At 50.7% G+C, this 12603-nt stretch carries 13 protein-coding genes and 1 tRNA gene; 6 read left to right on the forward strand and 8 right to left on the reverse strand.

The window, feature by feature from the left end; genetic code table 11:
- Positions 1 to 43: 43 nt before the first annotated feature.
- The 5 genes from AACU19_RS16875 to trmB form a co-directional block, all read right to left on the reverse strand.
- Entirely contained in the window at positions 44 to 1051 is a 1008-nt protein-coding gene (locus tag AACU19_RS16875) for a DUF1202 family protein (protein ID WP_000745202.1), read from the reverse strand.
- A gap of 115 nt (positions 1052 to 1166) precedes the next feature.
- Entirely contained in the window at positions 1167 to 2213 is a 1047-nt protein-coding gene (gene ansB, locus AACU19_RS16880; RefSeq protein ID WP_000394126.1) for an L-asparaginase 2, read from the reverse strand.
- Between the two features lie 175 nt (positions 2214 to 2388).
- Positions 2389 to 3108, reverse strand: coding sequence for a YggN family protein (locus AACU19_RS16885; protein ID WP_000984793.1), 720 nt, complete (start codon positions 3106 to 3108; stop codon positions 2389 to 2391).
- A gap of 182 nt (positions 3109 to 3290) precedes the next feature.
- Positions 3291 to 3617, reverse strand: a complete 327-nt coding sequence (locus AACU19_RS16890; protein WP_104920308.1) for a YggL family protein — start codon at positions 3615 to 3617, stop codon at positions 3291 to 3293.
- Positions 3617 to 4336: a tRNA (guanosine(46)-N7)-methyltransferase TrmB gene (trmB, locus tag AACU19_RS16895; RefSeq protein WP_000786916.1), complete on the reverse strand. Its 720-nt coding sequence runs from the start codon at positions 4334 to 4336 to the stop codon at positions 3617 to 3619. The genes AACU19_RS16890 and trmB overlap by 1 nt, the downstream gene beginning before the upstream one ends.
- Positions 4337 to 4496: 160 nt before the next feature.
- Between trmB and mutY the strand changes: the two genes are divergently transcribed.
- The 4 genes from mutY to nupG all read left to right on the forward strand — a co-directional run bounded on the left by mutY (position 4497) and on the right by nupG (position 8454).
- Positions 4497 to 5549, forward strand: coding sequence for an A/G-specific adenine glycosylase (mutY, locus tag AACU19_RS16900; protein WP_105276727.1), 1053 nt, complete (start codon positions 4497 to 4499; stop codon positions 5547 to 5549).
- A 27-nt stretch (positions 5550 to 5576) separates the two neighbouring features.
- Positions 5577 to 5852, forward strand: coding sequence for an oxidative damage protection protein (locus AACU19_RS16905; protein WP_000091700.1), 276 nt, complete (start codon positions 5577 to 5579; stop codon positions 5850 to 5852).
- A gap of 64 nt (positions 5853 to 5916) precedes the next feature.
- Positions 5917 to 6996 carry a membrane-bound lytic murein transglycosylase MltC gene (mltC, locus tag AACU19_RS16910; protein WP_000760323.1) on the forward strand — a complete coding sequence of 360 codons (1080 nt, stop codon included), beginning with the start codon at positions 5917 to 5919 and terminating at the stop codon, positions 6994 to 6996.
- Between the two features lie 201 nt (positions 6997 to 7197).
- Entirely contained in the window at positions 7198 to 8454 is a 1257-nt protein-coding gene (gene nupG, locus AACU19_RS16915; RefSeq protein WP_001360964.1) for a nucleoside permease NupG, read from the forward strand.
- 48 nt (positions 8455 to 8502) lie between these two features.
- On the opposite strand, the gene speC is transcribed toward nupG, so the two are convergent.
- Together speC and AACU19_RS16925 are read right to left on the reverse strand one after the other, a co-directional pair.
- Positions 8503 to 10638 (reverse strand): ornithine decarboxylase, encoded by a 2136-nt coding sequence (gene speC / locus AACU19_RS16920; protein ID WP_105278315.1) that lies wholly within the window; start codon positions 10636 to 10638, stop codon positions 8503 to 8505.
- Between the two features lie 162 nt (positions 10639 to 10800).
- A complete protein-coding gene (locus AACU19_RS16925) occupies positions 10801 to 10878 on the reverse strand; it encodes a hypothetical protein (protein WP_212734103.1) in 78 nt (25 codons plus the stop codon).
- A 152-nt stretch (positions 10879 to 11030) separates the two neighbouring features.
- On the opposite strand from AACU19_RS16925, the gene AACU19_RS16930 reads away from it, so the two are divergent.
- A complete protein-coding gene (locus AACU19_RS16930) occupies positions 11031 to 11738 on the forward strand; it encodes a DUF554 domain-containing protein (protein ID WP_105276729.1) in 708 nt (235 codons plus the stop codon).
- A 105-nt stretch (positions 11739 to 11843) separates the two neighbouring features.
- Positions 11844 to 11919, forward strand: a tRNA-Phe gene (locus AACU19_RS16935).
- 147 nt (positions 11920 to 12066) lie between these two features.
- Here the strand turns inward: AACU19_RS16935 and yghD are convergent.
- Positions 12067 to 12603, reverse strand: coding sequence for a GspM family type II secretion system protein YghD (gene yghD / locus AACU19_RS16940; RefSeq protein WP_105271341.1), 537 nt, complete (start codon positions 12601 to 12603; stop codon positions 12067 to 12069).

Below are 12603 nucleotides of genomic sequence, written 5' to 3' on the forward strand. Positions count from 1 at the left end.
GTGTACGCAACATCCGGCTACAACTCTTGCGTCATCGCAAAAATTACTTAATCACCCCATTGCGCCGCAATTGTTCGGTATCTTTTTTCCAGCGTTCATTAGCCTGGTTGATATCGTCAATTTTCATCAAAATCGCGACTTTTTTACTGTTTATTTCTGAAACTTTCATCGTTAACGGATATTGCCCTTTTTCGAGCGTTATCCAGTCATCCTGCAATTTACGGCTAAGTTTTTGTGATTGCAGAAAAGTCTGTCGCCGTTGTTCGTTGATATCGAAATCTCGCTTCTGCTGAATCGGCACTTCATAACACTCTGCACTCTGTTTATGACATGCCGCAATCGCCGGTTGATAAACCTCTTTGTCATATTTAACCGCGAACGCCTCGCTATCGTTCTGTTTATTAAACTCATCACGCTGTTGGTGAATTTTTTTAAATGCGTCTTCGCGGGTCATTTGCTTACCGTTTGCATCTTTTCCCCAATATGCATCCGCTGCTTTCTGCGCCGCCACCATTTGCTTATCAAGCGCTTTCACTTCCTTTTCCAGCGCAGGAATCGAGTTCTTCTGGGTATTCAACGCTGATTCAAGCTGACTAAAGCGATAATTGAAATCTTCGCTATTCACGATCAGATATTTATTATTCGTTTTGATATCGTCGACCACCCGCCCACGATCGCTGGCTGCCGCCTGAAAAGAGTAAAAGTTCACCGACCAGCCAGACGCGGGCGTTCCTTTACTGGTTAACATCGCCGAGAATTTTACCGGTTTATCTTTCGTCCAGGTCTGTTCGAGCAGTTCGTAATCTGCCAACTGACCGACCCAGGTATAGAGATCGTCACTGGAAGAGACATCGCCTTCCGCTGACCAGGTGGCCTGATTACCCTTAGCATCAAGATTTTTTAAGCTGATGGCATCAAGCTTGAGAATGCCGTGATACTGCTTTTTGAATTGATCTTTTAAGATATTTTCAGTTGGCGGTTCGCCATCTGCCCAGGCATTACCAGTCATCAACATAAGCAGCGCCGTGCCTACAATCCATTGCTTTTTCACCCGAAAACCCTCGCGCGGAATAATTTATTCCGGTGATTATCATTAGGGTGATAAAAATTGGCAATGGACGTGAGTCTGAAGTGAAAAGCCCCGGCACGATACCGGGGCGAGGTGATTAGTACTGATTGAAGAGCTGCTGGATCTGCTGCGGATCTTTGGTTTGCGTCAGAGCCAGTTGCAGCAGAACGCGCGCTTTTTGCGGGTTCAGCGTGCCAGAGGCCACGAAGCCATATTTCGCATCATCCACTTCGGCATCCTGAGTGGTAGCGCCCGTCGGTACGCGGGAAGAACGCACTACTGCAGTGCCGTTTTTCGCGGCGGTCGCCAGAGTGTCGAACACGGATTTATACAGGTTACCGTTACCCACACCAGCGCTGACGATGCCATCATAGCCCGCATCTACCAGTGCTTTAGCCGGAAGATCGGATGCGTTAGCGTAGTTATAAACGATGCCGACTTTCGGCAGTTCATTCAGCTTAGAGACATCGAACGGCGTGTCGCTGGTATGCTTACGTGCCGGGGTACGTTGGTAGTCAATCTTACCGTTGTGAATGTAACCCAGAGGACCGTAGTTAACAGACTTGAAAGTCGCTACGTCGGTGGTGTTGGTTTTGGTGACATCGCGACCGTCCAGTACGGTGTCGTTCATCACCACCAGCACGCCACGATTAGCGGAGGCTTTATCAGCTGCGGTCACTACCGCGTTATACAGGTTGAATGGACCGTCTGCGCTCATGGACGTGGACGGGCGCATTGCGCCGACCATCACCACCGGTTTGTCGCATTTCACCGTCAGGTCGAGGAAGTAAGCGGTTTCTTCCATCGTGTCGGTACCGTGAGTAATGACGAAGCCGTCGGTTTTATCGCAGTCGGTGTTAATTTTTTTCGCCAGTGTCAGCCAGACATTATCGTTCATGTCCTGGGAGCCGATATTCACTACCTGCTCGCCTTTAACGTTCGCAATGTCCTTCAGTTGCGGCACCGCATTAACCAGATTTTCTACGCCAACTTTACCCGCTGTGTAGTTAGATTTGGTTGCGGAGTCACCACCACCGGCAATGGTCCCGCCGGTTGCTAAAATGGTGATATTGGGTAATGCCAATGCTGCACCACTAAAACCCATAACCAGTGCGGCAAGTGCCGTCTTTTTGAAAAACTCCATTTCATTCCTCCAGTTACGTGAACGCTACGCATTATCCCTTAGCTTTGTATGGGAAATTTGACGTTAAACAATTTACAACGTGAATATATTTTGGAGATCTACAAAGTTAGAGGCAGGTAACAAAACGAAGAATTAAACGGCATAAAAAAGTATTATGCCGTCTTAAAATAGAGGATTATTTTAAATTCCCGACCAGGGCTTTGCGACTATCTTCCAGAGTCACAACGCGGCTACAAACATCTTTGCCAAACTGTTGGAAATCTTTTTCCTGCTTTTTCCATTCGGTTTGGATTGAGGATTGCAGACCGCCCAGGCTTCCCAGCACATTCTGTAATGGGTTACCACCGCTTTTCAGCACCGCTTTCGCGCCCATTTCATTAATGCTGTCCTGTAAAATTCCGCCCATTGCCTGATTCACTAATTGCTGGCCTTCGGCGCGAACCTGATCAATGGCTTTATAGTGAAACGTCAGGCCGTCGCTGCGCGTTTCGATAATGCGGTTCATCTGCTCTTTCAGCTGCGCATCAAGTTTGGTCAGACGGCTGCGCATTTTGCTGTTTTCGCCCATCTCCTGAACGATGATTTTATCCAGCGCGATACGGGCTTTCTCGACGCGGCTTTTCGCGCCTTCATCAATCCACGGCAGCGTGCTACGCAGTTCAGCCTGATAATCCTTCGCCTGCTCGCGCTGGGCGGCGTTCAGGGAATATTGCTTACCGTTATACATCACGTTGCCGTCTGGCGTGATCACCAGATTGCCGTTTTCGCCCTTCACCTGCACGGTTTGCGGGCTGACAATCACATCATCACGCGGCGTGACGCTGCACTGGTAGTCGGCGTGAGCGGTCATTGCCGTCACTGAAAGTGCTGCCGCCAGCAGCATTTTGCGCATCATAGTCTTCCCTCAAGAACAAATCAGGCCAGCATTTGCTGGCCCCAGATTGATAACAAAGTACATGTCATCCATGCCGGATGCGGCGTAAACGCCTTATCCGGCCTACTCGATTGTGCATCTTTCAGGCCTGATAAGCGTAGCGCATCAGACAGTTTTGCATTTGTCATCGCCCGTATGCTTTCTTAGTCCCACCAAACGTCGAAAAGTTCGCTGGTGCGTACCTCATCCAGTTTGCGCTCTTCCAGCCACTTACGCACAACCGCCTGATGTTCTTCGGTGCATTTGCCGATTTCCTGCATGCAGATCAGACCTTCCCAGGCCAGATATCCGCTGCCGTCAAAGGCCAGTTTGTTCGGTTCGATAACCTCGTTAATAAAGTCATCAACGGTTTTATCAATCTGTTCTTCCGATGTACCTTCCGGGAATCGCCATGCCACCGAAAATCCTAATTCCTGGAATTCGTCGATGTGCATTTTTTTACGCAGACGACGGCTACGGTTCTTTGCCATTATTTCACCCTCTCGAACATTAAGTCCCATACTCCGTGACCAAGACGATGACCACGTTGTTCAAATTTCGTCACCGGACGTGATGCCGGACGCGGTACGTAATCATTGCTCTCTGACAGGTTTTTATAACCGTCAATCGAAGACATCACTTCAAGCATATGTTCCGCATAAGGTTCCCAGTCGGTCGCCATATGGAATACGCCCCCCAGCTGCAGTTTGCTTTTTACCAGTTCGGCAAACGGCACCTGAACGATACGGCGTTTATTATGGCGCGCTTTGTGCCACGGGTCAGGGAAAAAGAGCTGTACCATGCGCAATGAATTGTCAGGAATCATTTTATGCAGCACTTCAACCGCATCGTGACACATCACGCGCAGGTTGCTTAAGCCCTCTTCATGCGCAGAAGACAGGCACGCACCAACGCCTGGTGAATGCACTTCAATGCCGAGGAAGTCCTGCTCAGGGCGATCTTTAGCCATTGCCACCAGCGACGCCCCCATGCCGAAACCAATCTCAAGCGTCACTGGCGCTTCACGGCCAAAAAGCGCAGGGAAATCCAGCATATCTTCGCTGAACTCAACGCCCATCACCGGCCAGTAGTTTTCCAGCGCATGTTCCTGGCCTTTGGTCAGTCGCCCCTGGCGGCGCACAAAACTACGGATACGGCGCAGTGGGCGGCCGTTTTCATCAAATTCCGGTGAGATGACGTCGTTTTTCATAAAGATTTAGTCGCTTGTGAAAGTGTTCTGAAAACGGGCATTATCCAAAGTTAGTTGCCGGATGCAAGCATGATAAGGCCGTGGCTGCGGAAAGTTCCGGTTTACACCCTGCCGTCGCTGTGCTGCAATCTTGCCCCCAACAACAGTGAATTCGGTGACCATGCAAGCGTCGCAATTTTCAGCCCAGGTTCTGGACTGGTACGATAAATACGGGCGAAAAACTCTGCCCTGGCAAATTGACAAGACGCCCTACAAAGTATGGCTCTCAGAAGTGATGTTGCAACAAACTCAGGTTGCGACCGTTATCCCCTATTTTGAACGCTTTATGGCGCGCTTCCCGACGGTGACCGATCTCGCCAATGCGCCGCTGGACGAAGTTCTCCACTTGTGGACCGGACTGGGCTATTACGCCCGCGCGCGCAATCTACATAAAGCGGCACAGCAAGTTGCCACCTTACACGGCGGTAAATTCCCGGAAACCTTTGATGAGGTTGCCGCGTTACCGGGCGTCGGGCGTTCCACCGCAGGCGCGATTCTCTCGCTTTCTCTGGGTAAGCACTTTCCGATTCTCGACGGTAACGTCAAACGGGTGCTGGCGCGCTGCTATGCTGTAAGCGGCTGGCCTGGGAAAAAAGAGGTCGAGAACAAACTATGGAGTTTAAGCGAGCAGGTGACGCCCGCGGTTGGCGTGGAACGGTTTAACCAGGCGATGATGGATTTGGGCGCGATGATTTGTACGCGCTCGAAGCCGAAATGTTCGCTCTGCCCGCTACAAAACGGGTGTATTGCCGCCGCCAACAATAGCTGGTCGCTTTATCCGGGCAAAAAACCGAAACAGACGCTGCCGGAGCGTACTGGCTACTTTCTGCTGTTACAGCACAAAGATGAAGTATTTCTGGCGCAGCGTCCGCCAAGCGGATTGTGGGGCGGTTTATACTGTTTCCCGCAGTTTGCCGACGAAGAAAGTTTGCGGCAGTGGCTGGCGCAACGGCAGATTGCTGCCGATAACCTGACGCAACTGACCGCGTTTCGGCATACCTTCAGCCATTTCCACTTAGATATTGTGCCTATGTGGCTTCCCGTGTCGTCATTCACCGGCTGCATGGATGAAGGCAATGCGCTCTGGTATAACTTAGCGCAACCGCCGTCAGTTGGCCTGGCGGCTCCCGTGGAGCGTTTGTTACAGCAGTTACGCACTGGCGCGCCGGTTTAGCGCGTGAGTCGATAAAGAGGATGATTTATGAGTAGAACGATTTTTTGTACTTTCCTGCAACGTGAAGCAGAAGGTCAGGATTTTCAGCTGTACCCCGGCGAGCTAGGAAAACGCATCTATAACGAGATCTCCAAAGAAGCCTGGGCGCAGTGGCAGCACAAACAAACCATGCTGATTAATGAAAAGAAACTCAACATGATGAATGCTGAGCACCGCAAGCTGCTGGAGCAGGAGATGGTCAACTTCCTGTTCGAGGGTAAAGAGGTGCATATCGAGGGCTATACGCCGGAAGATAAAAAATAAAAACAGTGCCGGAGCACGTCTCCGGCAACTTGCATAAAAACAAACACAACACGCACCCGGAATGATGAAAAAATATCTCGCGCTGGCTTTGATTGCGCCGTTGCTCATCTCCTGTTCGACGACCAAAAAAGGCGATACCTATAACGAAGCCTGGGTCAAAGATACCAACGGTTTTGATATTCTGATGGGGCAATTTGCCCACAATATTGAGAACATCTGGGGCTTCAAAGAGGTGGTGATCGCCGGTCCTAAGGACTACGTGAAATACACCGATCAATATCAGACCCGCAGCCACATCAACTTCGATGACGGTACGATTACTATCGAAACCATCGCCGGGACAGAACCTGCCGCGCATTTGCGCCGGGCAATAATCAAAACGTTGCTGATGGGTGACGATCCGAGTTCGGTCGATCTCTATTCCGACGTTGATGATATTACGATTTCGAAAGAACCTTTCCTTTACGGTCAGGTGGTGGACAACACCGGGCAGCCGATTCGCTGGGAAGGTCGCGCGAGCAACTTCGCGGATTATCTGCTGAAAAACCGTCTGAAGAGCCGCAGCAACGGGCTGCGTATCATCTACAGCGTCACCATTAACATGGTGCCGAACCACCTTGATAAACGTGCGCACAAATATCTCGGTATGGTCCGCCAGGCATCACGGAAATATGGCGTTGATGAGTCGCTGATTCTGGCAATTATGCAGACTGAATCTTCCTTTAACCCGTATGCGGTCAGCCGTTCCGATGCGCTGGGATTAATGCAGGTGGTACAACATACTGCCGGGAAAGATGTGTTCCGCTCGCAGGGGAAATCCGGCACGCCGAGCCGCAGTTTCTTGTTTGATCCTGCCAGCAATATTGATACCGGCACCGCGTATCTGGCGATGCTGAATAATGTTTATCTTGGCGGAATTGATAACCCAACGTCGCGGCGTTATGCCGTCATCACCGCCTATAACGGCGGCGCAGGCAGCGTGCTGCGAGTCTTTTCGAATGATAAGATTCAGGCGGCTAATATTATTAACACCATGACGCCGGGCGATGTTTATCAGACGCTGACGACCCGCCATCCCTCTGCGGAATCTCGCCGTTATCTTTATAAAGTGAATACCGCGCAAAAATCCTACCGCCGCCGATAATTCCACTAACCGCCCCTGACGATGCTCAGGGGTAAAAATGTTATCCACATCACAATTTCGTTTTGCAAATTGGGAATGTTTGCAATTATTTGCCACAGGTAACAAAAAACCAGTCTGCGAAGTTGATAGAATCGCATCATCTTGCACGGTCAAATGTGCTTTTTCAAACACTCATCCGCATCACGATGTGAGGAAATTAACATGAATCTTAAGCTGCAGCTGAAAATCCTCTCTTTTCTGCAGTTCTGTCTGTGGGGAAGTTGGCTGACGACCCTCGGTTCCTATATGTTTGTTACCCTGAAGTTTGACGGTGCTTCTATTGGCGCAGTTTATAGCTCACTGGGTATCGCCGCGGTCTTTATGCCTGCGCTGCTGGGGATTGTGGCCGACAAATGGTTAAGTGCGAAATGGGTATATGCCATTTGCCACACCATTGGCGCTATCACGCTGTTCATGGCAGCACAGGTCACGACGCCGGAGGCGATGTTCCTTGTGATATTGATTAACTCGTTTGCTTATATGCCAACGCTTGGGTTAATCAACACCATCTCATACTATCGCCTGCAAAATGCCGGGATGGATATCGTTACTGACTTCCCGCCAATCCGTATCTGGGGCACCATCGGCTTTATCATGGCAATGTGGGTGGTGAGCCTGTCTGGCTTCGAATTAAGCCACATGCAGCTGTATATTGGCGCAGCTCTTTCCGCCGTTCTGGTTCTATTTACCCTGACTCTGCCGCATATTCCGGTTGCTAAACAGCAAGCGAATCAGAGCTGGACAACCCTGCTGGGCCTCGATGCATTCGCGCTGTTTAAAAACAAGCGTATGGCAATCTTCTTCATCTTCTCAATGCTGCTGGGCGCGGAACTGCAGATTACCAACATGTTCGGTAACACCTTCCTGCACAGCTTCGACAAAGATCCGATGTTTGCCAGCAGCTTCATCGTGCAGCATGCGTCAATCATCATGTCGATTTCGCAGATCTCTGAAACCCTGTTCATTCTGACCATCCCGTTCTTCTTAAGCCGCTACGGTATTAAGAACGTAATGATGATCAGTATCGTGGCGTGGATCCTGCGTTTTGCTCTGTTTGCTTACGGCGACCCGACTCCGTTCGGTACCGTGCTGCTGGTACTGTCGATGATCGTTTACGGTTGCGCATTCGACTTCTTCAACATCTCTGGTTCGGTGTTTGTCGAAAAAGAAGTTAGCCCGGCAATTCGCGCCAGTGCGCAGGGGATGTTCCTGATGATGACTAACGGCTTCGGCTGTATCCTCGGCGGCATCGTGAGCGGTAAAGTGGTTGAGATGTACACCCAAAACGGCATTACCGACTGGCAGACCGTATGGCTGATTTTCGCAGGTTACTCCGTGGTTCTGGCCTTCGCGTTCATGGCGATGTTCAAATATAAACACGTTCGTGTCCCGACAGGCACACAGACGGTTAGCCACTAATTACGCAAAGAAAAACGGGTCGCCAGAAGGTGACCCGTTTTTTTATTCTTACTTCAACACATACCCGTACAACCGTTTCATACCATCCGCATCGGTTTCGCTATAGACACCTTGCAGCTCCGGTGAAAAACCTGGCAGCAAATTCACCCCTTCTTCCAGCGCAAGGAAATAACGTTGGACCGCCCCGCCCCAGACCTCCCCGGGCACCACGCAAAGCACGCCTGGTGGATAAGGCAACGCCCCTTCTGCCGCAATTCGCCCTTCGGCATCACGAATCCGCACCAACTCCACTTCACCGCGAATATAAGCGCTATGCGCGTCCTGGGGGTTCATCACCACTGACGGGAAACTCTGCTGGCGGAACATCGCTTTTTGGAGATCTTTAACGTCGAAACTGACATACAGATCGTGCATCTCCTGACACAACTGGCGCAAAGTGTAGTCGCGATAGCGCACCGGATATTTGTTATAAACGCTCGGCAACACCTCAGCCAGCGGTGAGTCATCCTCAATATGCTGTTCAAACTGCGCCAGCATCGCCACCAGTTGTGCCAGCTTCTCGTGGCTTTCCGCCGGCGTTAATAAGAACAGAATGGAGTTGAGATCGCACTTCTCCGGCACAATACCGTTCTCACGCAGATAATGCGCCAGAATCGTCGCCGGAACGCCAAAGTCGCTATATTCACCGGTTTCAGCATCAATACCTGGTGTGGTCAGTAACAGCTTACACGGATCGACAAAATACTGCTCCGCGGCATATCCTTCAAAGCCGTGCCACTTCGCCCCCGGCTCAAAACTGAAAAAACGACGGTCGCTGGCTAACACTGACGTCGGATAATCCTGCCACAATTTGCCATCAACAACGGGTGGAATAAACGGGCGGAACAGCTTACAGCGCGCAAGAATCGCCTTCCGGGCTTCAATCCCCAACGCAACGCACTCCGCCCACAGCCGACGCCCACTCTCCCCTTCATGAATTTTGGCGTTAACGTCCAGCGCGGCAAACAGCGGATAGAACGGGCTGGTAGAAGCATGGAGCATAAAGGCATTATTTAACCGCTTATGCGGGCAAAAACGCGCCTGCCCGCGAATATGGTTATCTTTTTTATGGATCTGCGATGTCTGCGAGAAGCCCGCCTGCTGTTTATGCACCGACTGCGTCACAAAGATCCCCGGATCGTTTTCGTTAAGCTCTAACAGCAGCGGCGAGCTATCTGCCATCATCGGGATAAACTGTTCGTAACCGACCCACGCGGAATCAAACAGAATGTAATCACACAGATGCCCAATGGTATCGACCACCTGTCGGGCGTTATAGACAGTGCCGTCATAGGTTCCCAGCTGAATAATCGCCAGACGAAACGGACGCGGCAGGTCGGCTTTTTCTGGCGCAACGTCGCGAATTTGCTGGCGCAGATACTCTTCATTAAAGCAGTGCGCATCAATACCACCAATGAAACCAAACGGGTTGCGTGAAGCTTCCAGATAGACCGGCGTCGCCCCCGCCTGAATCAACGCGCCATGATGATTCGACTTATGGTTGTTACGGTCGAAGAGCACCAGATCGCCACGCGTTAATAGCGCATTCGTCACCACTTTATTCGCTGCCGATGTGCCGTTCAGTACAAAATAGGTTTTATCGGCATGAAAGACTTTGGCTGCGAATTTCTGCGCATCTTTCGCCGATCCTTCATGAATAAGCAGATCGCCCAATTTTACGTCAGCGTTACACATATCGGCGCGAAAGATGTTCTCGCCAAAGAAATCGTAAAAATGGCGTCCGGCAGGATGCTTTTTAAAGAAAGCACCATGTTGATGCCCAGGGCAAGCAAAGGTGCTATTGCCCATCTCAACGTACTGCGTCAGCGTGTCATAAAACGGTGGCAGCAAATTCTCTTCATACTGACAGGCTGCGGATTCCAGCTCCAGCCACTGCTGCTCGTTGCCGTTGATTACCGCCGTAACGCCCGCAGGTAATTCAACAGCATGTTCGGAATACAAAAACACCGGTAGATGAAAACCGGTGCGCTTAAGCAACGTAAGAATGCCACTGCGACTATCCGCAGCGGTAATGACGACTGCCGCGACGTCCGTAAAATCAGTATCTCCCAACGCCACCACGCGGCGATGAGTAGAAAGTCGGGATACCAGTTCACTACTGGCGGCAATATTCATTGATTTCATAAGCGCAAAACCCGTTTCGGGGAAGTAAGAATACCGGACAAGGTGAAAAACCCTGCCCCACGAGATATGGGTCAAACTGGTCACCAGCTCCGACCGCCAGACATCAGTAAAAGCAGAAACGCTCTGATTTTACTGTTGTCCTGCAGTGAGCGTGCGTTAACTTCACCGCATGAGCAGAAAAAGGGAGGAGTTTCGCGCGAAACGGCGATAAGCGAGAGAATGTAAGGAGGTGGCGTGCATCGGGCAAACTCCGTACAGAGAGGAGAAAATTCGCGCAATCATGGCACCTTTCGCTAAAGCGTGCAAGCCAGGACTTTGCGACCAAACAAGCCATCAACAAGGCAAAAAGTTCATAATAAGAAAATCAAACAATACAGTTAACAGGAACTCTTGTGGTCATCGGCCCTTTTATCAACGCGAGTGCAGTCTTACTGGGTGGCGTTATCGGCGCTCTGCTCAGCCAACGTTTACCGGAACGTATCCGCGTTTCCATGACATCTATTTTTGGTCTGGCATCGCTGGGGATTGGTATTTTACTGGTGGTGAAATGCGCCAACCTTCCAGCGATGGTTTTAGCTACGCTACTTGGCGCTCTAATTGGCGAAATTTGTCTGCTGGAAAAAGGCGTCAATACAGTGGTCGCCAAAGCGCAAAATCTGTTTCGCCACTCACGTAAGAAGCCAGCGCATGAATCTTTTATTCAGAATTATGTCGCGATTATTGTCCTGTTTTGCGCCAGCGGCACCGGGATCTTCGGGGCGATGAACGAAGGGATGACCGGCGATCCGAGTATTTTAATCGCCAAGTCATTTCTCGATTTCTTTACGGCGATGATCTTCGCCTGCTCGTTGGGTATTGCGGTGTCGGTAATTAGTATCCCATTACTGATCATCCAGTTAACGCTGGCGTGGGCTGCCGCGCTGATATTACCGCTGACCACACCGTCGATGATGGCAGACTTCAGCGCTGTAGGCGGTTTATTGCTGCTGGCAACCGGCTTACGCATCTGTGGCATTAAAATGTTCCCGGTGGTCAACATGCTTCCAGCACTCCTTCTGGCAATGCCGCTTTCCGCCGCCTGGACCGCCTGGTTTGCCTGACAGTGCGTGCAATAGCGACAAAGTGATGATAGATTGTGCAGTCTGCAGTAAATTGAAGAAATTTGATTGACGAGACGAGGCGAATCAGGTTTAATGCGCCCCGTTGCCCGGATAGCTCAGTCGGTAGAGCAGGGGATTGAAAATCCCCGTGTCCTTGGTTCGATTCCGAGTCCGGGCACCACTAATTCTTAAGAACCCGCCCACAAGGCGGGTTTTTGCTTTTGGATCTGGCAATAACCTTCACGAAAAAACTTAGCTTATAAGGTCTGGGGGAATTACTCTCGCCACGTTAACGAGAGTAATTTTATTGATATTAATCTCCTGATACTTACCCCCCTCCAAACTCCAGCCGCTGCACATTCACCATCCCAGGCTTCTCACCTGCGCTGACATCAATTTGTGTCACCCGCAGCGCATACTTTTCATCCAGCGCGTTTAACCAATTCAGCAGGTCATTAAACACCACAGGATCTATCCAGACCTGGATATTCTCCCCGCGCTCGGCTATCCGCTTAATGACCACTGAATGCGCCGAAGCACTGTCGCTGATGACCCGCGATACCTGTGCTTGCGTTGTCGTGCCGGATTTTCGCGCCGCAATAATATCCGGCGCGGAGCTCTTCAGTCGCGCGTTCATCGCCACCAGCTGCTGCAACATCGTCTCCTGTTGCTCAATCCGTTCGCTCAACGGCTGCCAGATGAGAACGTAATATCCGGCGCTAAACAGGAACACTACCGCTGCCAGTAACATGCCTTTTTCACGCGGAGAACGCCCCGCCAGGTGTTGTGTCAGCCAGTGTTCGCCACGGCTTAACTGGCGTTCACGCCATTGCTGAAAATAGTGAATAAATTTATCGCGTAACAT

Origin of the sequence: Escherichia sp. MOD1-EC4550 (genome assembly GCF_963876935.1) — a bacterium.
GTDB classification, from domain to species: domain Bacteria; phylum Pseudomonadota; class Gammaproteobacteria; order Enterobacterales; family Enterobacteriaceae; genus Escherichia; species Escherichia coli_F.

Excerpts from the sequence above, each read along its gene's own strand:
- AACU19_RS16885 (WP_000984793.1), bottom strand. The coding sequence starts at position 3,108 with ATGATGCGCAAAATGCTGCTGGCGGCAGCACTTTCAGTGACGGCAATG.
- mutY (WP_105276727.1), top strand. The coding sequence starts at position 4,497 with ATGCAAGCGTCGCAATTTTCAGCCCAGGTTCTGGACTGGTACGATAAA.
- AACU19_RS16890 (WP_104920308.1), bottom strand. The coding sequence starts at position 3,617 with ATGGCAAAGAACCGTAGCCGTCGTCTGCGTAAAAAAATGCACATCGAC.
- speC (WP_105278315.1), bottom strand. The coding sequence starts at position 10,638 with ATGAAATCAATGAATATTGCCGCCAGTAGTGAACTGGTATCCCGACTT.
- nupG (WP_001360964.1), top strand. The coding sequence starts at position 7,198 with ATGAATCTTAAGCTGCAGCTGAAAATCCTCTCTTTTCTGCAGTTCTGT.
- AACU19_RS16925 (WP_212734103.1), bottom strand. The coding sequence starts at position 10,878 with ATGCACGCCACCTCCTTACATTCTCTCGCTTATCGCCGTTTCGCGCGA.
- yghD (WP_105271341.1), bottom strand. The coding sequence starts at position 12,603 with ATGTTACGCGATAAATTTATTCACTATTTTCAGCAATGGCGTGAACGC.
- trmB (WP_000786916.1), bottom strand. The coding sequence starts at position 4,336 with ATGAAAAACGACGTCATCTCACCGGAATTTGATGAAAACGGCCGCCCA.
- mltC (WP_000760323.1), top strand. The coding sequence starts at position 5,917 with ATGAAAAAATATCTCGCGCTGGCTTTGATTGCGCCGTTGCTCATCTCC.
- AACU19_RS16905 (WP_000091700.1), top strand. The coding sequence starts at position 5,577 with ATGAGTAGAACGATTTTTTGTACTTTCCTGCAACGTGAAGCAGAAGGT.
- ansB (WP_000394126.1), bottom strand. The coding sequence starts at position 2,213 with ATGGAGTTTTTCAAAAAGACGGCACTTGCCGCACTGGTTATGGGTTTT.